The following is a 22,339-nucleotide window of genomic DNA, read 5'->3' as shown; positions in this document are numbered from 1 at the left end:
GCACTAGACCCCTCCTGGGGCTGCGGCTTTGGCTTTCCGGACACGAAATCGTGAGATCTCACCAGTGGACTTACACCACCTGACTGCCCGCCACCCAGAAATTCCGGGCATTGGCGGGAGTGCGACGTTTTCACGATATTTAACCGTACCTACGGCGGGTAACGGAATCACGAGACTAAACGAGATTTTTTAACGAAACTACGAGCAATAACTAGAAGGTATGCGAAGAAATTACGAGACAAATTGGCGGCCTCATTCGCAACCTGGTTTTCTGTAAAAGGTGTGTCGTTCTAAATATGACCCGAGCCAGAGGTGGACGGCGCGTTGCTCCGTTCGGTTAGTGTTACTCGCGCGCCCGAATCTCCGCACGCCCAATGAATAATGATGTATTCGCAGATGCCACGTTTTCATCAGAGACGTCCGGCCCAATATCTGTAAAATAATCGGGAGACAAGTACTGGCTATTTAATGAAACTTTGAGATAAGTCTAGAAAGTTTGGGGTGGTAAGGAGCCATGGTTGCGCGATAGACACGCGCGCGATACCATCGGGCATTCTTAAATCCAAGTTGCATGAGAAGAGAGGCTGATTATGAAGAATAGGTCTCCGACTTCCGATTACTGCTATAACTGGAAGTCTCTTAATAGCACTAACTAACGTCTCTGGTGGTCATGAATGTCTCGCTCGCCGAAACCCTTATTCAATACATACGAGTCTTTCCTTGATCAGGATTTCAGTTGCAGCGAGCCAAGTACCCCGTGCGTCAAAGCTTACCTTGCTTCGTTCCCCCCTGCGCTAGGGGCTGTACGTGGTTACTTGGCTGTACGGTCTTTCCTGAGGGCATTTTCCGATAATGCTCAGACCTTCAGCTCATATCGCATCCATATTGAGCGGATGCTGTTGTGGTCATTGTTGATTAACGAGAAACCGCTGAATCAACTTAAACGCCAAGACGCCCAGGATTATTTGAATTTTTGCCGTAATCCACCTCGAGACTGGGTTGGGCCTGTGACGCGTAGCCGTTTCGTGAAAAATAATGATGCGCAGAGTACGCTCGAAGACCCTATTATCCCTAATCCTAGCTGGCGCCCATTCAACATTAAATCGTCGAAGCCGCTGATTGGCTCCGATGATCAAGAAAAAGCAATAATCGAGAACAAATACAGCGCAGCCAAAGGCACGATAAATCAAGTTTTCTCGATTTGCAGTCGCTTTTTCGAATTTATGGTTGAAGATGGTTATGCAGCGGCAAACCCTTTCCGAATGATCAAAAAGTCCGGCCGTTATAGCGAAGATGTGCAAGATGAGGGCGTTACGCGTGCATTGACGCCGCTGCAATGGAACTACGTGCTTGAAACGGCTGAAAAAATGGCGGAGTCCGAACCTGCTCGCCATGAGCGTACACTGTTTATACTTTCAACATTGTTTGCCATGTATCTACGCGTGTCTGATGTTGTCGGGCGACAAAACTGGAAGCCCTCTATGGGTGACTTCCGCCAAGACCCTGAGGGCAACTGGTGGTACCACGCCGTAGGCAAAGGTAACAAGGTCGGCAAGATTGCCGTCAGGGATGAATATATCAATCTCCATCTGAAGCGCTATCGTCGGTTCTTGGGTCTGCCCGAACTTCCTGAAATCGGTGAGACCACACCTCTGATCAAGACCCTCAGAGGACGTTCTGGCCTGTCGGATCGACAGGTACGCGCCCTCCTCCAGGTTGTCTTCGACAAGGCTCTTGAAAGTATGCGCATCGAGGGTCGTGCGGTTCACGAGATGGAAAGCTTAAAGGTGGCTTCTCTGCACTGGCTGCGCCATACCTCTGCGACCTTCGACGCGCCCTTGCGGAACGCCAAAGACCTGCAGGTCGATCTGCGTCATAGCAATCTCAGCACTACCCAGAACACGTACTACCACTCTCATGATCAAGAGCGTGCGCACTCGGTCAAGCGCTTGAGTTTACGCGACCGAGGTTGAATGCAGTCTCTGCAAGATCGTACGCGCTGAGAACAAACACCGCACCTGTATACACGTAGGGTGCGCTAATATTCGATCGGTATGCTGATTGATCCCCATGTAGACATTATGGAGGACGAACTCACGGAAGCATGGGATAGCGGACAGCTTGGCAACGCCAAGGAGAAATGATGATTGACACGAATCGTCTCTGGCAACGCGAAAGGAAACGACGCTACGCCTTGTGGGATTTAGAAAGGCTGCAGCCTGGATCTGATCGGGCTATTCAGTACCTTGCGATTCTAGATGAAATTGAGCGCGAAGATCGAGATGACCCAATTGGTGATGCAGTCGCAATGACAGTTGAGGAGCTACGAAAATGTGTCCCAGAAACCGAAATCGTGGGAGTCAGCGGATCCCACTTTGTAGTCGTGCTTGACGAGCACATACCAGAACCGTGGAAGACTCGTTTCGAAGAAGCTAGCACCGGCTCGACTCGATTGCGGCAGGGCAGTTATGCGAGAGATTGGCGCCGTTTTTTACGGATATGGGTACTTGAGATGCAGCACCTCTCAGCGCACAGGGAGATGCGCTGATGGGTACGGGCTGAAGACCTCATCATGACTCAGAATTGCAGCAAGGTAAGACTATCGCGTTTCGACTGCCGTAGATCATGCGTAAAGAGGAAGTGTTAAAATCCCCATTCTCCATTACCTGTAAGCCTCGAGCTCACCTACGCGGATCGAAAAACATGCTTCGATTGGTTGGTCATACCAAGGACGTTTCTTCTGCAATCAACGAGTTCAGATCGTCTTACCATGCGGATTTCGCGAATGTTCGAGCCGTCGCCAAACTCTATCTCGGTTCTGAACTGCCCGAGGATCATGCGCCGGTTCTGGCAGAAGCGCTTTACAGCGCACTCAGTAACTGGGGTGCCGGCTCGCGCAAGGCTCCTACCCTTCGCCTACCTCAACAGGCCGCACACAAGCTGGCAGACAAAGACCTACATCTTAAGCTTGCCACATTGAGCCGTTGCGGACTCGATTCGCTCAGCCTTGATGCCAAACGAGACCGTGTATTTACTCGCGGTACTACGTTCAAATCTTTTGATGCATTCGATATCGAGCTGCTAGACGTTCTACACACCTTGGCCGACGCCCTTTTTATCAACAACACCAATGTCACCTATCCGATGAAAGCGCTGCTTCTGATCACTGGACTGATGCCGGCACTGGATAGCCAGGTCAGGAAGGGATTGAAACGTGCTGGTATGGCGGGACTCAGTGGCACGCAGTTACTTCTGCCCAGAGATACCTCTAAGGCATTGGGGCAACGAATCTGCTGCCTTCCCTTCTACCTAGGACATTGTTGGCAGTTGAGCCAAGACGTCCTTCGCGACGCAATCGCGCAGAGTGATCATCCTGGCTTGAGCACCGAGCCTGGCCGGGTGTTCGACGTGCTGCTTTTCATGCAGCAAGAATCACATCGTGCTCCAATCCTGCAATTTGGGTGAAAAGCTTGCAGGCGCCTTGACGAAACTTAAGGGCGCCTCAAACCGTTGATCGCAAGCCGACCTATGGATCGGTGGCCTGATGGTAATACTCGCGTTGACAGTATTGCTTGGTTACAGGTCTCGCCGTTGCACCTTGTAAGAGCTTTGGAGCGCTTCAGTCAGCACCGAGCGTAGACTCTCAACGAAGCGGCATGTGAGCATCTTGAATGCATAGCCAGTTCAACCCTGGTACTGGCCAATAAGCTTTTAGCGAAGAGCGAATCCCCCATCACAAAACCAGGCACTCAAAGCGAAGCTTTCGTACGTTACTGCACGCCAGCCATTCAACTGTGCAACGCGAGCACTTTCGTAGCGGGCTTCAAGTTCTTCCCTGACGCCCTGAAGTCCTTCCCTCTGGTAAATTCCCTCTAGCTGATGACGAATGGACAGGAGCTCGTCAGCTGCCTCTGCGGAGTAGAGGTCTGCCAAGCTAAGTCCGTCGAAATGCAACCGAACACGGTTCGCAAGCTGTGGTGTCCAGACCGCAGGGGGATCGACCCGGAATTGAACCACAGCCGGAGTGCCAGGCATGACGCAGCCGTATAACCAGCGCGCACCATCAATGCTATCAAAATACGGGTGCAAAGCTGCCTCATCTGCACTCGCTGGGATGCTTGCAAGCTTCGCTTTGTTACAGCTTGCACATGCAGGGATTAAGTTGACGGGGGTTACCGCCAGAACTGGGTAATGAGCCTTGGGCAGATGATGATCAAGGGTGTCCACTTTTCGCTGAGTACAAAGGAGACATTTGGCCGAGGCATTGAATATCTTGTCATATGTAGCCCGACCTGGCGCGTTCTTACCAGCCATACGCTGGGTATACACTTTTTCCAATTCAGCCGTAGTTACACCTCCAACGGTTGAACGACGAACGATCTCATGCAATCGGTTATTGCGGGCCTTGTCGACGTAGTCGTCCGATGCCACCGTCACCTCAGTGGTTATAGCTGTCAGGCGTGCTTTCAATGCTACGTCCCGGACTCTACTGATACAGGTAGTAAAAACGTCGCCGGCATCCAACGTAGGGGGATCTATGGAATTCATTGAGTGCTCGCCTGGTTCAATACCAGCGCCCGTATCAGTGCCCTAGCCTCTCCACCTAACTCACCATCAAACTTGGCTAAAGCTTGCGCTAATGTGTCGGTACTTTGCACCGACTCCCGCAGCAGTCGATGAAAGCCAGCATCAGTCACCTCTAGGCCAAAAATCTCTCGGGTGAGAATCCCTACGTTCTCTCCAAATGTTTCAATTTCAGGCCGCTCTGCAGCCACAGAACGACCACTCCGCCTAATCTTCCACACGCAACTTTTCGGCACCTCTTGGACGACCACAGGCGAGTGGGTCGCAATGATGGCCACACCATTACGATTAACCAGCAGATCGGACAGTGATCTGACAAATGCAGAAAGCAGTGGCGGGTGAAGATGAGCTTCTGGCTCATCTAACAAGACAAGCGTGCGCTCTTCAACCGTCTCCACTAGCCTGGTGATCGTTAGTAGTACGATTTTGTGGCCAGAGCTTAATTTCCCGAACAGCTTACGGGCCGCGAATCTAATCTCCTTTTCATCCTGTGTGTCGTCGGCCAAGGATGCAACGTAGTTGGCTTTGAAAATCGGATCTGTCTCGAGCATTTGTAAAGCGCGGCGCCACCTTGAGAGTCGTGCACCTTGACTGCACACAAGGACGCTTGCGCCGAACTCTTCGGATAGCTTTTCGGGAGATTTAGGCGGCAGGGGGCTACCCTTTGCCGTTTTACCCGGCCGCTTCAGTCCGACGTAGGCACAAGGCAACCCATCCAAGCGATCTTTACGATTGGGTAGAGGCTCAAAGGGATCGAAGGCGCTAAACGTCACCGAGACAAGGTTGGCAAAAGAAGATTTATCGTCAGTCACACACTCGAAGATACCAACCTTGGTCTCATCAGGATTCTTTTCGATGATCGCTTTGGACATGTTGTTAAGCATGTGAGTCTTGCCCACGCCGTTGCGGCCGATCAACACATGAATGTTTGTAGGGGGCATAGAGTCTGGTTTGACCTCAAATGACAAGGTCGCCTGTTCAGTGGCAGGTCTCCGAACAGGGGGCGTGGTATAAACAAAGCGAAATTCATTAAGCCTGGCGCCCCCGGTCGCTAGGCGGCGAAACTGCCCTTCTACTGTTGAACGTGTTACTGACCGCAGGAGAGAAATACCTGTGACCTTCTCTTCCATGGCCCTCAAAAATCGATCAGCGTCTAGCGCGATATCCCCAAGCCCTTGAAGCACTCGGTCACGCGTATCCGTACCAAGTTTGGACAAGTTTTCGTAGTATTCATCATCTTGTCCGAGCGAGAAAAATTCATCCCCAATGTGCTCAAATTCGTCCGGCAAGTTAGGACGGCGCTGGTCTGGTTTCATACCAAATTGACCAATCTTCACGTTGCCGATTCGGTGGCGTGCTCCGTTGTCATCAAAGACGAACACTACATACTGGGTACTATAGGTAAACCAGTCATCCCAGTTATCTGTCCAGAGCAGCACCTGGCTTTTGCCAGTAGAGGGAAGGCCCGAGGCCACAGCTACAACTTTGAAATTTTCGAGCATTCACCGCCGTCCATGAGGTTTCTGATGTCAAAGAGGGCCTAAGCGAGCGGTTTAAGGCAGTTGCTCGCGGCAGGCCGATGGTTCATGCGCTCGAAGCTATCAAAATAGTGACATTTCAGTCTACTGGGCATCTTCACGGCAAAAGAGCATGAGCCGTCCATGATTAATCGAAGCTCGACGACACGCCATCCTTAGCGATGTTTTGCCGCACGACAAGGTATTGATGAGAGGACAGCGGAAGCACAACGTGGAAGGCCACATAACGTGAAGACGTGAGGTCAAGCCGGGCTTAAGCCCGAAGGAGCGATAGCCAATGTCGCTTAAGCTCCCCTATCCGACAGACCGTTGGTGAATCTCATACGAGCGCTCCCCTCTCCAGTCGACCGATAAGATCGAAGACGGCCCTCGTTTCCACCCTCGTCCCCATCATATCCAGAGGACGCTTCGAACCAAGCCCACGAACGGGCGTGCTGATCCATTCCGTTGCAGCGGCTTTATCGTTTTCGAAGAGGGATAAGGCTTCGTCAAAAAGAGTTACCAATGCAACTAGGCGGTCGCTTTCTATGGTGTTGAACCGCCCTGTTTTCTCCCTACGGGCCACCATTGTGAGTGACATGCAAATAGCTTTGGAGACAACCCCTCGCTGCACCTGCAAGAGGCTCGCTATCCGCTCGAGGTATTCGAAAGGCAGTCCTTCGTGAACTAGGTTATGAAGCCTGGTGCCGCGTGACGGCAGACCGAGGGTCATCCAAATGCTCGGTGGGATCTTGGGCTCGGGTTGGTATTCCTTGATCGATGACAGCACTTTCACCTCCATCTGAAAAACCTACCACCGAGCCGGGCCAGGTGGCCCGAACCAGCGACATCTCCAACCGTGCAGCAAACCTATAGGTTTATCCAAGTGTCGAGCCTACAAATTCAGGCTGGCAGCAGGTTTTCACCTCCAACCGTGCAATGAACCTACAGGTTTTGCCGGGCAGCGGGCCTAGAGATGCTGCTTGCCAGTAAGTCTTCACCCCCAACTGTGCAGCAAACCTATAGGTTTCGCCGGGTAACAGCGGGTCTGCATCTCCAACCGTGCAACAATCCTATAGGTTTTTCCGGGTCGCGGGCCTGCAAATACGGGCGATCAAATACAGGCGATCAGCGGGTTTTCACCTCCATCCGTGCAATGAACCTACAGGTTTACCCCAGCAAATTCTCCCCGCCGTAATCGTCGTTGTGGCACGTGCAGGCAATCCTGCTGCATCTGCAGCACGCTCGCTATCCGCTTGAGGAATTCGAAAGGTAACCGGGGCGAATGAAAAGCGCTTCAAGCACGGATGTATCCCGGTACAAGGCACCGGAATCCTGTGTACGCCGACCGCAATTTGCCGAGCGTTTCCTGGCCGAAGCAACCACCGGAATTTGGTGAGCGGCCCGGTTTACGTGGCCCGTAGCCGGCCCGAATCGAATATCGGGGGTTTTATCTCCCACCCTCCATCAGCACCATTCGCCTTCCATTCACCACTTAATGTGAGGGCCTCTAACGCAAAAGATTGTACGTTACTGGGTGGCTACACTCGAACCAGGAGATGGGCCTTCGCTGAAGGTGTAGTTGATGACGACATCATTTCTGATCAGGACATCCAGAGTTTTCTGAGTACCCGTTGTCGTAACCTTCATCGTCACGATATAGCTTTGCGCATGAGCTGAGCCGTTCGTGTATGTGTAGATCCACTTCTCGTCGGTTTCACTTACAGCACTTTTCGTGTAAGGCTCACCAAAGAGCGATTTCAGCTCCGTAGTTGTCGTCTTCCCCTTCTCTAACCTAGTCACATTTTCCGAGGAGAAGTCTCGGCCAGCGGTGTAGTGGGAAGTGGCGCAGCCCCCGAGGATGAAGCACATTCCAATTGCTACGATGAGCTTGTTCATGGTCGTCCTTGATGAAGTGAAAACTGGAGACTAACGTGCTCAGCACCAAAATGCCATTACGTAAAGGCAAGTTTTGACAGGTGGCAAGCACCCTTCGGGGTTGACGAAAGCGCCCGAAGTTACTTGGGCTTTTCCTAGGGGGTCAGGTCAAATTTTAATCGGTATAATCCACCTTATTGAGCATAGGGATGGATAGCACTGTTGGCCAAGAAGAACCGGGACGATTTCCTTCAATCTACTATCACAGTTATGCGTCAGCGAGCGGGCGAAGTTTGCTCAAACCCCGAATGCCTAGTACCTACCGCCGCTCCGTGCGGTAGTGACAAGGTCACGAGCATTGGCGTGGCGGCTCACATTCATGCGGCAGCACCTGGTGGAAAACGCTATCTCGCAGGAATGACCCGAGAAGAGCGGATACATATAGATAACGGTCTCTGGTTGTGCTCGAACTGCTCGATCATGATCGACAGGGACGTTGAAGTGTTTCCCGCAGAACGGCTTTTTGAATGGAAAGTAGCCGCTGAAAATAGGGCCACTGAGGCACTGGGCAAAAGACCCGAACGATCTGAGGATACGATAAGCAAGTTGATTGAGGCCCTGGATAACAGGCAACCTAAGCTCAGCCTCGCACAGGCAATCGCTAAAGCCCACCGTGATCAGGAAGAGTTCCTTGAGCGGCTAGATCCTCGCTTTGCTGTCACATCCCATCTTATAGATGGCAGGCCCTGCATCGAGATCAAGGCCAAGGAAACCGTAAACGTACGACTCGAAGTAAGCACGTCGCCAAGTAAAAGGTACGCAGAGGGGTTCAGGAATCTTTTCGACCATGGTAAGAAGTTTGAGATTGATCTGCTAGATGCTTCCATCCATGGTTCTGATCTTCTCTCTCACCTTTTTGCCGAAGACGCCAAGGAGGGCGGAAAGATGGTCTTTAGCCCATCAACCCGCACTGCATCTGCCCGGATCGAGCTCGTCGATCCGAAAACCAATCTGGTCGACCACGTGACAGAGGTGACTGGTGAGATTACTGCTGGCAAGAAGTCGATGCAGTTTGAGGGCAAAGCCTTTGAGGGTTTATTCACCGTTGGCTTCAATAAAAATCTTGTCGACGATGGTTCACCACAAACCATCACCATGCATATCGACCTTGATCAATGGGAGAAGCGACCACTTGCCTCCCTTCCGTACCTATCGAAGGTGGCAAAACTTTACCAACGCCTGGCAGACGGCTGGGAGCTCTCACTAATTATGGAGCACAAGGGCGACGTTGTTTTCAGTGGCACTGGTGATTTCAAAGCCTGTGCAGATGACATTCAGGTACTCAACGCCTTAATGATTTACACAACGAGAGCCCGCAGTGTTTCGATGCTGCTGCAAAAGCCGATCACCTTCACCAAAGGCATCACGTTCGACAGTCAGGAATTGACCAATCTCGAAGACATTCGCTTAATCCTAGAGAATCAAGGCCAGGTTCCAAGGGAAAATCTGACTAAGCCAATGATCGTCGATGTGATCTATGACGACAGCATCGATCAGCTTGAAATCTTGGGGGGAAACAGTCCGGGAACCTTGCGATTCATTGAAAACGAGCATGGGGCGGTTGCGGTTTTCGGTCAGGTAATCAGGCTGCCAAAAAGGGTTCTGCTTGTCGAAGGGTTTATTCCTCAGATCAAGCAGAAGAAGAGAAAGTGGAAGAACGGAGACTTCATCAAGCTGACCCTAAAGCCTATCGAAGGCTACGCTGTGACTAATCTCTACGATCAAGGTATTTGACAGAGTTGAAATCGGTGTAGGGTCAAGCTTTGCTTTGCGGATATCTGGCACCGTTCGGCGTGCAACAAACCAAACTATCGACATAGGGCACTGGAATCCTTTGTTCGCCGACCGGAATTTGGTGAGCGCTTCCTGGCCGAAGCAACCACCGGAATTTCGTGAGCGTCCCGGTTTACGTGGCCCGCAGCCGGCCAGAATCGAATACCGGGGGTTTTATCTCCCACCCGCCATCAGCAGCTTCTCTGGCACCGTTCGGTGTGCAATCGACCTCGGCACCGGAATCCTATGTACGCCGACCGAAGTATGCTGAGCGATTCCTGGCCGAAGCAACCACCGGAACTTGGTGAACGGCCCGGTTTACGTGGCCCGCAGCCGGCCAGAATCGAATATCGGGGGTTTTATCTCCCGCCCTCCATCAGCAGCATCTCTGGCACCGGATCGAAATAGGGCACCGGAATTCTGTGTACGCCGACCGGAATTTGCTGAGCGTTTCCTGGCCGAAGCAACCACCGGAGTTTGGTGTGCGGCCCGGTTTACGTGGCCTGCAGCCGGCCCGAATCGAATATCGCCCCAAACTCATCGGTGATGGCGGATGATGAATGAAACAATATCCTTTTATAGATATCTCACATGACCGCTGATCAATGGCTTATTCCGCCCCTGCCCGATTCGATTCCTCCGTCGATACTGGCGAAAGCAGACGTGCTTGTAACGAAACCAGCTTTCCTTGCCGGCCTGCTCGCACCTGAAACTGCAGCATGCTTGAGCAGACAGCTGAAGGTCTCTGACGCTGAGTACTCGAGGATCGTCGACGGGCACAACACTGACCTGGAGGTGCTGGAAGACGCAACCAACTTGGCTAGCACGCAGTCCACGTTGGGGGAAATCACTGAGCTTCGTCGACGTCTCATTGCGGCGCTAGCCCACCACTATCACCTTGTACAAACTCAACCGCTATCTGACGGTAGCGGGGCTGTGGCGAGGTTGATCGTTCATATGCATTTCGCTCAGATCGGACTGCATCCGCAGCTATGGTCGTTATCTCGCGGTATAGCTCGTAGACAGGAGGAGTATCACGCTGCGCTGGGCATAACTGGTGGCACGCAAGAGAGACAACTTGATGGTGGTTTCCAGCGAACAGACAAAGCCCTTCTCGGCTTCATCACGTTCATGCTTGATGTATGCCATGAAGAGGTCGACTACATGACTGCTGCCCTGAATCGCCGCAAGCTTCGTGTCTCTGTTACGAATGCGTTCAACACAAACTCACGCTTAACAGAGGCCGGGATCAGAGCAGAAATTGCACCAGCTTTCCTGGCGCTGTTGATCCAGGGCGCGCTTCCTCGCTCTGAGTTCAATACCTTTACTGGACTTCAGTCTGAAGCAGCAAGCAATCAAGTCGGCAGGTTGATCAACATCGGCCTGGTGGTGAGTCCGCCATCTGATCTCCTCACACTTGAGATCGCCTTACCAGACTGGTTTGTAAGGGAGCTTCTTCCGGATTTGCACGAGATTTGGTAGCTCTGATCGTCAAGATGCAGCCTGGCAGATACGACAGATGCTTCGGGCAGCATTGCCGTTCAGGGTTTACGTCGAGCCGGGCCATGAGGCCCGAAGCAGCGACATTTAGAAATGCCTCGACTAGCCACACATCGTACCTGCAGGCCCCCACGGCCCCGTCCTAATAGCTAGTAGCAAATGAGATGGCCGTCTTCGTCTATATACGGAGCATTCATCGTGGAGACAGTCGGTTGCTCGATCTGAGCCGCCAGATACCCAGCAACCCATAGCTGCTCCACCAGCCAGAACGCTTCCTCAAAGTTGAGCCGGAATGTCCTATCGTCAATGCCCAAGCATGGAAGATCGAGATCATCATCCAAAGCAATCACGAGCTTGTAATAGTCAGGCTCGCAGTGAGGAAATTCTGGGCGCCGAAAAGACCCAGATGCGCAGAACTCAAATCCTTTGTTCCTTGATTCATAAATTTGCAAGGAATCACGTTTAGTCGATAACGTTCGCGATTGGATCAATTGATACCAGGTAGCATAGGTTGCCAATCGCGATATAGATTCCGCACTACCTTCGCATATTCCGAGGTTCGAGTAGGTCAATAACATCTTCGCCAGACTTTTAGACACCTCAGCACACTGCTGCGCGGTGAAGCAATATTCGGAATCGTCAATGAGGAATGACACTTGGCCATCTATCACTTCGAGCGATGCCAAGTACTCTCCATCAGTACAACCGTGCCGCTTCATCGAGTGCTCGACCACAAAGACGACTTTGTTTTCATCAAAATTCTTAACCGTCATGAATCATCCACCAAGCAAGATCACATAAATATGTAATCGGCTCGCTGCCGATCAAACTTTAATAAAAACTAATAAATTACAGTTCACTGAACAAGCACACCCACTATCGTTCATACTGCATTTAATATAATGCAAAAGATGAAAACTCGTTATTACAGATCTGTCGATCTTCTCGCCCATGGAGCGTAGAGTTTTGAACGCTTGATCTCACCATCAACTAACGATTCAGGTAACGACTTATGCAGCCCAGCCTGTACCTAACCGAAAACCGTACACCAGCAAACCCACGGTTCAGGACAAGGCATTTCACAAAGAGCTCGAGCAGATGCGTGCAGATGCCGAAGCTGGGGTGATACACACGCCTAAGCGCGAGCCGGAGGACGGAGGCGCTCCTAGCCTTAGGCTTGATGATTATCCGGATCTGTAAACGTGCCACTGAGAACCTACAGGCGGAAACGGCTTACCAGTTCCTAACAACGGAGATCACATGTGAAAAAGCCACCTACGAAAATAACCATCGAAGAATGGGATGGTGACGGTGCAATTCGAATTCCCGATTAGGCGCTGCAGGAACTGGAGTTCGAAGACGGCGACCTGCTGTACCTGATCGAGGAGTTTGTCGGCAATACGCGCTGCCTTGTACTATCAAAAACGCCTCAAATTGCGGATCGAATAGACGAGCTCACTGAAGCTTGGACTAGCGGACAGCCAAGCAACGCCGAGGTGAAATAAAGCAGTCAATCGATGAGCCGGGCCTTAGGCCCGAAAACGCGAAAGCAACAACCCGTCTCAGAAGCTACCTTGGATGAAACGCGAAACAAACCTTAGCAGGCCTTTCTCATTGTGAAACGCTAGCGACGAGCATTTACGCCTTCATCGCAAAAACTGCGTTCATGTCATCGATGCTCACGGTGATCTTCTGCTTGCGAATCATGCCCTTCAGTCGCTCAACGGAGTACGTTGCTGCCACGATGGAGAACTGACCATTCTTTAGGTCGATGAACTCGATTTCATCCCTTGGTCGCAGGTCAAGAGAAGCTCTTACCTGGACAGGGATTGTGATTTGGCCTTGGGTCATACCCCCGCCGTTTGCCATTTCTCGACATACCCAAGAAACTCCCCATGTGGCCTACGAGCGGCACGCCAACTGTTGATGTCAGCAAGCTTGTCTCTCGTCTTAGCTGTCGTGACCACGAGTCGCCTCTTCGCGCGAGAGATGCCCACGAAGAATGTACAGCGGACTTCATGAGTGTCGTTACCCCAATATGCCTCCTGCTCCACACCGAGCAAGATGACCGAATCAAACTCAAGCCCTTTGCTCTTGTGGACGGTCAAGATCCGGATCGATTGATCATCAGACAGTTGGGAAAGGGCCTTGATCAAGTCGGGCTCCTGCTCCAGTGCCGCATCGATGTGTTTCTTAAGATCGCGGATGATTTCCTTCAAACGGTCACGAGATTCGTAATCATGGGAGAGCCCCGTCAGAAGGCTCACCCCCACCATGGACAGGAACTCTTTCAGCAAACTCCACCTCTGCGCATAGCTCTTGGCGGCCAGATCCTCGGCGGCAGATTTACGCGCCTCCTTGATGAACCTGTTCCAATCGCTTCGAACGGAGCCACCATGCTCGTCATCATCTGCAGGAATGATCCTCCGCAACAACCTTGTCCAGGCTTTCGGCTCACGCGAACCATAAAGGCATAGAAGAAAGTCCACGACCACCAAGGCAATTGGCTCAGTGGTTATGTCTTGCATCTGATTTTCGTTGCGGTACGCGATGCCCAGCGCATCAAGGGCAGAGGTCAATCGGGCTGTATAAGCCTCAGGATAGCTTCTCACCAATACTGCAATTTCGGCAGGGGCAACGCCTTCGACACTGATCCAGGTGTTGATTTGCTCTGCAAGGTTAAGGGCTTCTTCAGTGCAATCGTTGAATGCTTGTAGCAAGATTTCACCGCCTCGCCCGTCCAAGAGATCTTTGGACATTTCAGAACCTGGATCGAGGACTCTTATGAGCTCGTTCTGCAGCCTCAAAAGCTGCGGTTGCGAACGAAAGTTGCGGTAGATGTTAAGGTGGGCTGCTGCAAAATCTGCTTCAAACGTTGCGAACACGCCGTCAAGCGCGCCGGCCCATCCCATGATTTTCTGCTTAACGTCCCCAACCGCAGTAACACGGCGTGCCGTACCAACGAAGATTTTGCTGACCAGCGCGTATTGCTCGTTCGTACAGTCCTGGAACTCATCAAGGAACACGTCACTGTAGGTCTGCCTAATGGCAGTCACCGCCATCGGATAGGCGTCCAGTATTTTGAGGGCCAACGGGATGAGTAAGCCGAATTCAGTCTGTACAGGGTGTGCCTTCCCCTTATTCACAACCCGAAAGCCAGCGTCCAACGCATCATCGCCGGTGAGAACAGGGCGAAATCTCTCGATAATCCGCTTGGCGAAGCCATGGAATGTGTAGCTGTCGAAGCGGCTGGCGTATTCGGGCCCGCATCGCCGCCAAACCCGCTCTTTGAGGTTATTGCTTGCATCCACTTTGAAAGCGATTGCCAAAATCCTCTTCGGATAACGACAGGCCCCCGTGGTCAGCAAGAAGTCAGCCCGCTGGGCAAGCAGCTCAGACTTGCCGGCGCCTGGGCCGGCTGTCAACGCCACGCACCGATCGGTCTCCCTAACTGCTGCCTCCGCATTAGGTTCTAAAACGATGCCTTCGGACGACGTCCAATCACCTGGCAAAATCATTCCGACAGACCCGCAACTCTGGCGATCACAAAATCTGCCAAACGCTTCAGTGACGCCGGCATAGCTGCCGCCAGTTCCTCATCTGTAAGCTTGGAAAGCGCTTCGATATGCGACTTGGGCTTGCTGTCGAGCTTGAAGAGCTTGTGGTAGGCGACGAAGTGCTTACGCTCCTTCAATGAGTATTGAAAACGGTCGTGATGGCTATCGCCAAGCACAGACCTGGTTTGGGCCTGCTTCGGAACAACCAGGCCTTCAGGAGCCAAACCGTAGGCATGCGGATATGCCTTGAGCATCGAAAAATCCAGATCCATTGGCGCTGAAAAAAACACGCCCATAGGCTCAAGATTTGCTATGTAGGATTTGTATTTCGGATCTTTCTCAACCTGCAAAATTCCATGGGTAGGATGATTCCATATGGGTAGATTCTTTAGCTGATCGTCTGTCAGGTAAAGCTCGTCGGGGCGATGCTTCTTCAGCTCTGTGGCAACATATTTAATCCGGCCCCATCCACCGTTGTGCCGCGCCACATCCAGATCCAACAGCGTGACATAAGGGATCTTGAGGCCACTTAATAGCCTCCAGAAGTGATTGATATGGCGTCCCCCCAGAGGAGCGATGGTAATAGCTGCTTCGTCGACCAATAACCCCCTAGCAGCCAACAACCGTGGTAGCACGATCTCCTCGCTGTCCCCTTCTCCCAAGATAACCAGGCGCGAAAAATAGACCTCCGGATAGGCTTGAACGGCCTCCCTCACGAACTTGTACGCCTCGCCCTTCGTATTGGATGGCATTTGAATTGTCGTCACCACCGTGCAGCGAGATTCGTTCAACCTCAGATACCTGATGGAAGTAGGGTCAACGCGTCGGAGCATAGAAGGCGCATGAGTCGCAATGAGCGCCTGGGAGTCGGCAAATTTAGAGTCGCCTACAAGCGCTTTGAGAGACGATACGATTCGACCCAGGTAGTGAGGCGACAGGCTGTTCTCCGGCTCTTCCAATGCAACGATGGTAAAGACCGCAGGCCGAAGTTTTTCGGCGTCAAAGGAATCATCATCGCCATTGAGTACCGCTCTCCCAACAGCCTGTGAGGACAGAACCAGCGAGAGGTAAAGCATCGATTTCTGACCATCACTGAGCCTTGAGAAATCAACCAACTGCTCGCCATGGCCTGGGGAAAAGGACACTGAAAGATGGCGCAGGAGCGACTCGATTTCGTTGGCCATGAATGTCACGCTGGGTTGCGTGAAAAACTGGCCCTTATGAAGCTCTTTCCAAGTCTTGGACAGACCAGCGCTGAGGCTGAGCACCGACTCGTTCTCAGTTAGGCTTTGGGAGATATCGGTGGTGAGCTGCTGAATTGTCTCGCGTTGCTCTGACCAGTTCACCGCCCGTAGCAAACGGCCCAGCAAAGCATTTGCACCATATGCGATGTGATCGGCCGGATCACGACGTGCTGGAAGGTAGTGAACTTGGATGAAGTTTCGCTCGTCCCTGGGCACCGGGGAGGTCTCGACTGGATCGTCATCTTCATCTACGTCCAATACGTAGACGAGGCTTTGCTCAATTTCGTCATCAATGCCAATCGATGCATCTAGGCGATACCTCACGCGGGGCACACCATCCGGGACATCCAGCCGCATATGCCCAAAGTGGGTGGGGATCGTTGCGTGCTCATTCTCATCGTCACTGAGTTCAGGAAATGTGAACTCAGCCTCGATCCACAGCACTCGCTCGTCTGGAATCTCTGTTTCATCGTGTGGAACAGAGAAATCCGACTTACGTAGTCGCCGCTGATTGGGGTCAAATGAAAAGAGTCGGCAAAGCGCCTGGAGGGTTGCGGTCTTGCCAGAACCGTTGGGCCCGATCAGAAATGTGAGGTCAGACAGATCAACAGTGACTGGCTCTGCACCAAATGACTGAAAACCACAGATACGAACGAACTGAAGCTTCAAAATAGAATCCTTTCCACGTTGGGCAATCTGCGTTGAGAATATACGGATTCATCCTAAGCAGGCGCGAATTGTACCTTGGGATACGACGAGCAGTTGTTCGTAAGGTTGAGACGGTTTGATCGATAACAGCACCACACTACCATCGTTATTCAGCGCCTGAACGTTAAAGCTTCGAAGTCATTCAAGCTGGCTCAGCCGGGCCCACCGGCCCGAAGCAGCGACTTAAGGAGAAATTCATCGACACGCCACCTACTGCTGAGCCGGCCTCCCTGCAAAGACAAGCGCATTGCACCGTCATAAACTGTTTCAGTTGAAGCCCGTCCCGTTCTTGAAATCGTCTCCTTTTGCCGCTACTTGTAAGACACCAATCTCATGCACGGAAAGCAACCATGCACGCAAGATTCAGAGTGATTGAAACCACCACGCTGGACGATGGTAGCAAGCGATACAGGGTTGTCGACCTTGTACAGGGAGGCTCAGCCAGCAAGCATGGAGTGTTCAAGGTTAGGACAGAAGCAGACGCTGTTTGCTCGACACTGAATGCTGAAAATCCGAAGCAGTTGGCAGTGCGCGACGTTGCACCGCATAGCAGCTATTGAGCAGGTGCAACTGATATTGCTATAGGAGCGTCGCCTAGTGGGAAATCTGATTGGAGAGTTGGATGGTCAGCTCCTTGATGGCTTAGAGTTTTGCGCCAAAGCCTATGCATTGTTCGAGGCGCTGAGAAGAGAACCTGGTGGCATTGAGTGCCTACGGCTGAGAACCGGCGAGGATGAGAAACGTCTATTAGACGAGATTTTACCAATCTGCCGATACGTCCAGACCTACTACAGGCCCGGACGCTACATTTCCGTTCGTTGGGTCAACGGAAGACAGTCCTACGATGCTGAATTAACCCAGTCCGGAGACTACGTCACTCACGGGTACTACAAGCAGGAAGCCTTTCTCGAAATCACTAGCGCGATGCATCCAAACGAGCATTGGACATGGAAGCTTTTGAACCAAGGAAAAACAGTGTTTGCGCCCGAAGGAGTCGATGCACAAAGAGGAACACCTCTTACGTCGGAACCAGTGGTTTTCACCAACGCCGAGCATGTGCTTGGATTCGCTCCTTTTGTCGTTTCTTCTATTAGAAAAAAAATGGACATCACGTACCCAGAAAATACGTCGCTGGTCGTTCAGTGCCATCTGAATAATTTGTACGTGCCAAGCGATTGGCAATCACTCGTTTCTGAAGTTGAGCGTGCAGTAGTCGCAACGCCATTTTGCGAGGTACTTCTGATCGATAGTCTTACGCAGCGCGCGACTCCATTGGCATTGCAGGCACTTTGACTCAAGTCTTCCCTTCTTAAGTTTTTCCCCTGCTACGCTGACCTCTTCCATGGAGGAATCACAATGTCGAACGCAGACCTACTCCCTTCCCTACTCTTCAAGATCAATCAAAACCAACTCGCCCTCGAAGCCGCGATCATGGAGCTGACGCTCTGGGTCGAACAACGCGGCTCAGCAGAGGTCGCCGGCAATGTACGCGGTGCTTTGGCCACAATCAGCAAGAATGAAGAGTTCATAAACATGACGCTTGCGGTGCTGATGTCGCCGGAGTGAGTAGCTCTCGAACTTGTAGACTAGCCGGGCCCATCGGCCCGAAGGATCGACCTCCCCGTTGACGCCACTTCATACCGCAGCTTAGCTATGGGCACGCGATGACTCGAGCGCAGAATGGTTTGAACACAACCCCTCTCCTCCTGGCCGGCGAGGTTAGCCAAGTTCTGACGGACGTCTCCCTCGGCAATCGCATCATGATTCGAAGCTCCATCCAATCATGGAATGAGATCTATCATGGCCTCATACCCGTGAGGACTAGCGGTTGGCAGCTCATGCTTTTCAATGACTGTGACACCCTGGGCTACTGCTAGTACGGCGGATCGCCGATCGCAGATTCGGGGCACCCGAGCTTGGACAGCGTGCCGGAAACGATTCCGGCGATCTGTTTAATGCTTGAAAACGTAAGTATCTCGAGCATTTGTTCGTATCGTGGCGGGCCAGATGTGAAGTGGCTCGCCCGATACAGGTGAGACTTCATCAACCCTTAAGTGGATAACTTACATAGCTGCATATCAGCTGCGATATGATGGGTTCTTGAACATACGAGACCATCGCACTCAACAGAGCCATACCAATCACTGTTGAAAGGATCGCACGAATCCAACCGAAGTCATGCACTGAACGCTGCATTTTGGCGATGGCAAAGCCGATGAACATTACATAACCGATCAGCACTATATCATCTGAAGTCTTTGCCATTGTGCTTTGCTGGATTGCCGACGTGACCGCCTCGTCATAGTTGAAGGCACTACAACTCTGCGCCATTGCTTTAAATCGTGCACCCAAAGCGGGCATTTCGAATAACTTTAGTACCACCAGCCAACCCGAGACGTAAAAGAAGGTGTTAACGCTGACCAACATCTCGCGGTCACTTCCGAGTAGCCGAGATCCTATTGCGAAGCAAACCCCGTAGAACGCAACGAGGAGCCAGTTCATCATTGTCATCACGCCCGCAAACTCAAGGTTTGGAGTAATGCCTGCAGACCGAGACGCTGGCAGCCCTAGAACCCCCAAGCCAATCGCCACGAAGATGCCGAAGAGCCAGGCATTCGCGCAAACACCCTTGCGATCTCTCATGGTTGCGAAAAAGGATGAGTTCGACTGAATGAGCTCCCGCGCGTCCTGAGCGGATGCGCACAAGGCTGGCCAAATCTTCTCCAAGAAAAACCCTATTACTTTTTCCATCTTCTTATTCCTCTTAACTTCAATGGCCAGTCACCCAATAGCTGATGATCCAATCCTTGCCCTCTCATCATCGAAAAGCCGGAATTTAAAAAAGACAAGTACACGGATAGGGCATCACCTCAGTCGGTTGAACTTATAGCATCAATTTACATGAGAACCAGATCAAAGCATCTCATCTGGCTTACTTGGGCGGATGACCATAATGATCGAAATGAGAAGTTTGTACAGGCTACATTATGACGTTCTGGTGCTCTAAACGAAAAGCAATGAGGCATGCGCCAGATGTTCAAAAATGCATTACTGCCTAACGTGCGTCCTTGGGTCGAGCTACACGACATCCCCGACAGAGCGAACGGAGGCCCGACTGATCCGGGTGATTCGGGTTATTCCGGAGGCCTAGAAATCGAAGAGTCAATGTGGACGCGCGTAGCGATTACCCTGCCCTTTTTGCTCGTAAACGGTGTGCTGTTGAGCTTGATCGGTGGGTAGCAGATATGATGGCATCATTCGCAGGCCATTTTTCCGGAATCTCCATGCATTCATTTGAATTTCAACGCACCATCGAACATTTCTTCGGCGAATCCGAGAAATTTCAACCATTCATTACGGTCGTAGCTGAGCTTGCGAAAGCGGCAGATGGCATGACTGATTTTATAAAGAAGATTTCGCTCGGTGGAAGCTCACAAAACGATGGTGCAGCACACCTCCACAACCACCTTGCACGAGTACACCAAGCAACCTCCAGCATAAGTCAGCGACAATTCTTCAAGGCTCTAGAGCACTTCCAGAGCGCCCTCTCTCAGTTTCAACCTGCTCAATCGCAAAACTCAGACCTGATCCCTGACTTAAGACACGAGATTGAAAGATTTTCAGACCTTTATGATGTATTCATCACCAATGGCTCGGGCGTCAATGCTCTTCCGGTAATTCTCGCTGCTCGAGACCTGAACAACAAATTTCTGACACTGATGGGCTCACTCCAGATGGTTGATGAGTTTGTCGGCAACCATGACATTGCAGGCAGCGCCGAAGCAGCACTAGCCATTTGGTTGCCTGCACACTTCGATCTTGGGGATTTCGCCCGCCGTTTACTCGCGGTGCAGGGTCTCTACAGCGAGCTGTGCATGTTGCTTTCGGTGTCTGAGAGCGAGCATCCATTGCGCGTTTCGAAAATCGAGTCGGGAAGTTTATGGGCAAAGCTTTTCGGAGAGTCTCGAGTGATTGGCCTGCTCGTGTCTTTCGTCCAAGAAACAGCTTCGTGGATGTACCGAAATTTTACTGCAGAAGGAAAAGTCTCAGCGATCCCTTTAAAGATTGAGGCCATCGACGCCTTGCTAGGGCTTACATCCAGACTTAAAGAAGCCGGTATAAACACTTCAGAGATGGAGGCACATATCGAGAAATCTGCGTTCAAAATCTCTAGAGATCTGACCGCTCTCTTGGACGGACAGGCAAGTATTACTGTGAACGATAAAACCATTTCTGCAGGTGCCGAACTCACCAAAGCTATAAGTCAACAAGCTATGACACCCCGGATAGGCAGTTCGGGAATCGACACTCCGACCGGGGAATCGTCGCTCCTTGCATTAGATGACGCGAATGCTAACGGTAAGTAGTTATGCTGATGCCAATGCTCATTCGCTTCGACAGGTACGATAGTGATGATTGAAGCCCCTCCTCTCGCTGCCCAAGAGGTTTCCCTGGTTCTAAAGGACGTAGCACTGGGCGTGCACACGATGCACAGAGTCGGTCAGCAATCGTGGCGCGAGATCTATGAAGGCAACATGTCCGTTGAGGTCGACGGTGGCTTGTCACGCTATTCAATGACTGCAACACCCTAGATTACTGCGAAGAGTGGTCGCGGTAGGGATGGCAGTTACCTGCCACCCCCCGCACAGATCCGTACGTGCGGAACTACCGCATACGGCTCCTGCCTCAGGTACGTGACGCGAAGCGTTCTTCTGGGTAAGGATGAATGGTTCTGGGCCTTGGTATATAGAGGTCAGCAAGGCGTCCATATCGCGACCACTGAAGCCTGTTTCTCTGGCTACGTCGTTTGAGGGCTTGCCGCCATAAGCGGCAGACCGCAACTCGAAAACCATCAAGACGTAAGAGGTTTCCTGGCACAGCGTGATAGTTGAAGTATCCCCCAACAACACTGCTTAGCCATTGGCCTACAGCTTGAATAGGTTCATGTCGACGGCGATTTAGGGCGATCCTAATGGATTGTAATGTTGCACGTATTCGCTTCTTGACCGTCAGTCGCAGTATTTGAAACCCACCACTTCTGTTGGTAGTACAACAGTGCGTGAAGCCCAGGAAGTCAAATGTCTCCGGTTTACCTAAACCTCGCTTTCTACGATTTCTCGCAGCAAAACGACCAAACTCAATCAGTCGTGTTTTCGAGGCATTGAGGGACAATCCGAACCTGGCCAAGCGCTCCTGCAACTGCACCAGAAACTGCTGAGCCTCCATTGCGTCCTGAAACCCACCACACTGTCGTCCGCGTAACGCACAACGATTACATCGCCACGGGTGTGGCGCTCGCGCCACTGCCTTGCCCATAGATCCAGCACGTAGTGAAGATAGATATTCGCCAGCAATGGCGATATCACTGCGCCTTGGGGAGTCCCCTTGATCGCAGCCACCCTCCGGCCATCCTCCACAACACCCGCCTGAAGCCATTTGCAGATAAGTCCGAGCAGGCGTCGGTCTGCAACCCGGTGTCCTAGAAACATCAGCATCCATTCATGGTCGATCTCATCAA

22 protein-coding genes are annotated in these 22,339 nt (G+C 51.8%); 12 read left to right on the top strand and 10 right to left on the bottom strand.

The window, feature by feature from the left end:
- Positions 1 to 674: 674 nt before the first annotated feature.
- The 3 genes from AC3IP0_RS14010 (at position 675) to AC3IP0_RS14000 (ending at position 3,465) form a co-directional block, all read left to right on the top strand.
- Complete coding sequence (locus AC3IP0_RS14010; protein WP_489327752.1) at positions 675 to 1,973, top strand: tyrosine-type recombinase/integrase; 1,299 nt, start codon at positions 675 to 677, stop codon at positions 1,971 to 1,973.
- 170 nt (positions 1,974 to 2,143) lie between these two features.
- Positions 2,144 to 2,548 carry a hypothetical protein gene (locus tag AC3IP0_RS14005; protein WP_489327751.1) on the top strand — a complete coding sequence of 135 codons (405 nt, stop codon included), beginning with the start codon at positions 2,144 to 2,146 and terminating at the stop codon, positions 2,546 to 2,548.
- Positions 2,549 to 2,703: 155 nt separating this feature from the next.
- Positions 2,704 to 3,465, top strand: coding sequence for a hypothetical protein (locus AC3IP0_RS14000; protein WP_489327750.1), 762 nt, complete (start codon positions 2,704 to 2,706; stop codon positions 3,463 to 3,465).
- A 246-nt stretch (positions 3,466 to 3,711) separates the two neighbouring features.
- Here AC3IP0_RS14000 and AC3IP0_RS13995 read toward each other — a convergent pair whose 3' ends face one another.
- The 4 genes from AC3IP0_RS13995 to AC3IP0_RS13980 form a co-directional block, all read right to left on the bottom strand.
- Positions 3,712 to 4,470, bottom strand: coding sequence for an HNH endonuclease (locus tag AC3IP0_RS13995; RefSeq protein ID WP_489327749.1), 759 nt, complete (start codon positions 4,468 to 4,470; stop codon positions 3,712 to 3,714).
- A 74-nt stretch (positions 4,471 to 4,544) separates the two neighbouring features.
- Positions 4,545 to 6,086 (bottom strand): AAA family ATPase, encoded by a 1,542-nt coding sequence (locus AC3IP0_RS13990; protein ID WP_489327748.1) that lies wholly within the window; start codon positions 6,084 to 6,086, stop codon positions 4,545 to 4,547.
- Positions 6,087 to 6,441: 355 nt separating this feature from the next.
- Positions 6,442 to 6,903 carry an antitoxin Xre/MbcA/ParS toxin-binding domain-containing protein gene (locus AC3IP0_RS13985; RefSeq protein ID WP_489327746.1) on the bottom strand — a complete coding sequence of 154 codons (462 nt, stop codon included), beginning with the start codon at positions 6,901 to 6,903 and terminating at the stop codon, positions 6,442 to 6,444.
- 728 nt (positions 6,904 to 7,631) lie between these two features.
- The gene (locus AC3IP0_RS13980) at positions 7,632 to 8,000 is read right to left on the bottom strand and encodes a hypothetical protein (RefSeq protein ID WP_223616280.1); all 369 of its coding nucleotides are present in this window, start codon (positions 7,998 to 8,000) and stop codon (positions 7,632 to 7,634) included.
- A gap of 201 nt (positions 8,001 to 8,201) precedes the next feature.
- Between AC3IP0_RS13980 and AC3IP0_RS13975 the strand changes: the two genes are divergently transcribed.
- Both AC3IP0_RS13975 and AC3IP0_RS13970 read left to right on the top strand, forming a co-directional pair.
- Positions 8,202 to 9,773 (top strand): hypothetical protein, encoded by a 1,572-nt coding sequence (locus AC3IP0_RS13975; RefSeq protein WP_489327745.1) that lies wholly within the window; start codon positions 8,202 to 8,204, stop codon positions 9,771 to 9,773.
- Between the two features lie 630 nt (positions 9,774 to 10,403).
- On the top strand, positions 10,404 to 11,294 hold the full coding sequence (locus tag AC3IP0_RS13970; RefSeq protein WP_489327743.1) for a Fic family protein: 891 nt from the start codon (positions 10,404 to 10,406) through the stop codon (positions 11,292 to 11,294).
- Positions 11,295 to 11,461: 167 nt separating this feature from the next.
- Here the strand turns inward: AC3IP0_RS13970 and AC3IP0_RS13965 are convergent, their stop codons facing one another.
- Positions 11,462 to 12,085: a hypothetical protein gene (locus tag AC3IP0_RS13965; protein WP_489327741.1), complete on the bottom strand. Its 624-nt coding sequence runs from the start codon at positions 12,083 to 12,085 to the stop codon at positions 11,462 to 11,464.
- 223 nt (positions 12,086 to 12,308) lie between these two features.
- Here AC3IP0_RS13965 and AC3IP0_RS13960 point away from each other — a divergent pair, with 223 nt between their 5' ends.
- Positions 12,309 to 12,512, top strand: coding sequence for a hypothetical protein (locus AC3IP0_RS13960; protein ID WP_489327808.1), 204 nt, complete (start codon positions 12,309 to 12,311; stop codon positions 12,510 to 12,512).
- A gap of 137 nt (positions 12,513 to 12,649) precedes the next feature.
- Positions 12,650 to 12,817 (top strand): SH3 domain-containing protein, encoded by a 168-nt coding sequence (locus AC3IP0_RS13955; RefSeq protein ID WP_489327807.1) that lies wholly within the window; start codon positions 12,650 to 12,652, stop codon positions 12,815 to 12,817.
- A gap of 133 nt (positions 12,818 to 12,950) precedes the next feature.
- Here AC3IP0_RS13955 and AC3IP0_RS13950 read toward each other — a convergent pair whose 3' ends face one another.
- From AC3IP0_RS13950 to AC3IP0_RS13940, 3 genes are read right to left on the bottom strand one after another with little or no spacing between them, the layout of a single operon-like run.
- Positions 12,951 to 13,163 carry an AbrB/MazE/SpoVT family DNA-binding domain-containing protein gene (locus tag AC3IP0_RS13950; RefSeq protein ID WP_489327739.1) on the bottom strand — a complete coding sequence of 71 codons (213 nt, stop codon included), beginning with the start codon at positions 13,161 to 13,163 and terminating at the stop codon, positions 12,951 to 12,953.
- On the bottom strand, positions 13,160 to 14,830 hold the full coding sequence (locus tag AC3IP0_RS13945; RefSeq protein ID WP_489327737.1) for a UvrD-helicase domain-containing protein: 1,671 nt from the start codon (positions 14,828 to 14,830) through the stop codon (positions 13,160 to 13,162). Before AC3IP0_RS13945 ends, AC3IP0_RS13950 begins: the two co-directional genes overlap by 4 nt.
- Complete coding sequence (locus AC3IP0_RS13940) at positions 14,827 to 16,782, bottom strand: ATP-dependent nuclease (protein WP_489327736.1); 1,956 nt, start codon at positions 16,780 to 16,782, stop codon at positions 14,827 to 14,829. Before AC3IP0_RS13940 ends, AC3IP0_RS13945 begins: the two co-directional genes overlap by 4 nt.
- Before the next feature lie 636 nt (positions 16,783 to 17,418).
- Between AC3IP0_RS13940 and AC3IP0_RS13935 the strand changes: the two genes are divergently transcribed.
- From AC3IP0_RS13935 to AC3IP0_RS13925, 3 genes are all read left to right on the top strand, one after another.
- The gene (locus tag AC3IP0_RS13935; RefSeq protein ID WP_489327734.1) at positions 17,419 to 18,114 is read left to right on the top strand and encodes a hypothetical protein; all 696 of its coding nucleotides are present in this window, start codon (positions 17,419 to 17,421) and stop codon (positions 18,112 to 18,114) included.
- Between the two features lie 63 nt (positions 18,115 to 18,177).
- Positions 18,178 to 18,387, top strand: a complete 210-nt coding sequence (locus AC3IP0_RS13930) for a hypothetical protein (protein ID WP_489327733.1) — start codon at positions 18,178 to 18,180, stop codon at positions 18,385 to 18,387.
- A 98-nt stretch (positions 18,388 to 18,485) separates the two neighbouring features.
- The gene (locus AC3IP0_RS13925) at positions 18,486 to 18,698 is read left to right on the top strand and encodes a DUF7693 family protein (RefSeq protein WP_489327732.1); all 213 of its coding nucleotides are present in this window, start codon (positions 18,486 to 18,488) and stop codon (positions 18,696 to 18,698) included.
- Positions 18,699 to 18,864: 166 nt separating this feature from the next.
- On the opposite strand, the gene AC3IP0_RS13920 is transcribed toward AC3IP0_RS13925, so the two are convergent.
- Positions 18,865 to 19,572: a hypothetical protein gene (locus AC3IP0_RS13920; RefSeq protein WP_489327731.1), complete on the bottom strand. Its 708-nt coding sequence runs from the start codon at positions 19,570 to 19,572 to the stop codon at positions 18,865 to 18,867.
- A 416-nt stretch (positions 19,573 to 19,988) separates the two neighbouring features.
- Here AC3IP0_RS13920 and AC3IP0_RS13915 point away from each other — a divergent pair, with 416 nt between their 5' ends.
- Together AC3IP0_RS13915 and AC3IP0_RS13910 are read left to right on the top strand one after the other, a co-directional pair.
- Positions 19,989 to 21,188 carry a hypothetical protein gene (locus AC3IP0_RS13915; protein WP_489327729.1) on the top strand — a complete coding sequence of 400 codons (1,200 nt, stop codon included), beginning with the start codon at positions 19,989 to 19,991 and terminating at the stop codon, positions 21,186 to 21,188.
- 45 nt (positions 21,189 to 21,233) lie between these two features.
- Positions 21,234 to 21,413 (top strand): DUF7693 family protein, encoded by a 180-nt coding sequence (locus tag AC3IP0_RS13910; protein WP_489327727.1) that lies wholly within the window; start codon positions 21,234 to 21,236, stop codon positions 21,411 to 21,413.
- A gap of 549 nt (positions 21,414 to 21,962) precedes the next feature.
- On the opposite strand, the gene AC3IP0_RS13905 is transcribed toward AC3IP0_RS13910, so the two are convergent.
- Entirely contained in the window at positions 21,963 to 22,310 is a 348-nt protein-coding gene (locus tag AC3IP0_RS13905) for a reverse transcriptase domain-containing protein (RefSeq protein WP_489327806.1), read from the bottom strand.
- Between the last annotated feature and the right edge of the window lie 29 nt (positions 22,311 to 22,339).

The organism is Pseudomonas sp. GL_103, from assembly GCF_057835175.1.
The sequence above is the reverse complement of the archived record's forward strand: the minus strand, read 5'-3'. Positions and strand labels throughout refer to the sequence as shown.

What these genes read in the sequence shown, in the direction of transcription:
- AC3IP0_RS14010 (WP_489327752.1), top strand. Translation starts at nt 675, where the DNA reads ATGTCTCGCTCGCCGAAACCCTTATTCAATACATACGAGTCTTTCCTT.
- AC3IP0_RS14005 (WP_489327751.1), top strand. Translation starts at nt 2,144, where the DNA reads ATGATTGACACGAATCGTCTCTGGCAACGCGAAAGGAAACGACGCTAC.
- AC3IP0_RS14000 (WP_489327750.1), top strand. Translation starts at nt 2,704, where the DNA reads ATGCTTCGATTGGTTGGTCATACCAAGGACGTTTCTTCTGCAATCAAC.
- AC3IP0_RS13990 (WP_489327748.1), bottom strand. Translation starts at nt 6,086, where the DNA reads ATGCTCGAAAATTTCAAAGTTGTAGCTGTGGCCTCGGGCCTTCCCTCT.
- AC3IP0_RS13985 (WP_489327746.1), bottom strand. Translation starts at nt 6,903, where the DNA reads ATGGAGGTGAAAGTGCTGTCATCGATCAAGGAATACCAACCCGAGCCC.
- AC3IP0_RS13980 (WP_223616280.1), bottom strand. Translation starts at nt 8,000, where the DNA reads ATGAACAAGCTCATCGTAGCAATTGGAATGTGCTTCATCCTCGGGGGC.
- AC3IP0_RS13970 (WP_489327743.1), top strand. Translation starts at nt 10,404, where the DNA reads ATGACCGCTGATCAATGGCTTATTCCGCCCCTGCCCGATTCGATTCCT.
- AC3IP0_RS13965 (WP_489327741.1), bottom strand. Translation starts at nt 12,085, where the DNA reads ATGACGGTTAAGAATTTTGATGAAAACAAAGTCGTCTTTGTGGTCGAG.
- AC3IP0_RS13950 (WP_489327739.1), bottom strand. Translation starts at nt 13,163, where the DNA reads ATGACCCAAGGCCAAATCACAATCCCTGTCCAGGTAAGAGCTTCTCTT.
- AC3IP0_RS13945 (WP_489327737.1), bottom strand. Translation starts at nt 14,830, where the DNA reads ATGATTTTGCCAGGTGATTGGACGTCGTCCGAAGGCATCGTTTTAGAA.
- AC3IP0_RS13930 (WP_489327733.1), top strand. Translation starts at nt 18,178, where the DNA reads ATGTCGAACGCAGACCTACTCCCTTCCCTACTCTTCAAGATCAATCAA.
- AC3IP0_RS13925 (WP_489327732.1), top strand. Translation starts at nt 18,486, where the DNA reads ATGACTCGAGCGCAGAATGGTTTGAACACAACCCCTCTCCTCCTGGCC.
- AC3IP0_RS13920 (WP_489327731.1), bottom strand. Translation starts at nt 19,572, where the DNA reads ATGGAAAAAGTAATAGGGTTTTTCTTGGAGAAGATTTGGCCAGCCTTG.
- AC3IP0_RS13910 (WP_489327727.1), top strand. Translation starts at nt 21,234, where the DNA reads ATGATTGAAGCCCCTCCTCTCGCTGCCCAAGAGGTTTCCCTGGTTCTA.
- AC3IP0_RS13905 (WP_489327806.1), bottom strand. Translation starts at nt 22,310, where the DNA reads ATGTTTCTAGGACACCGGGTTGCAGACCGACGCCTGCTCGGACTTATC.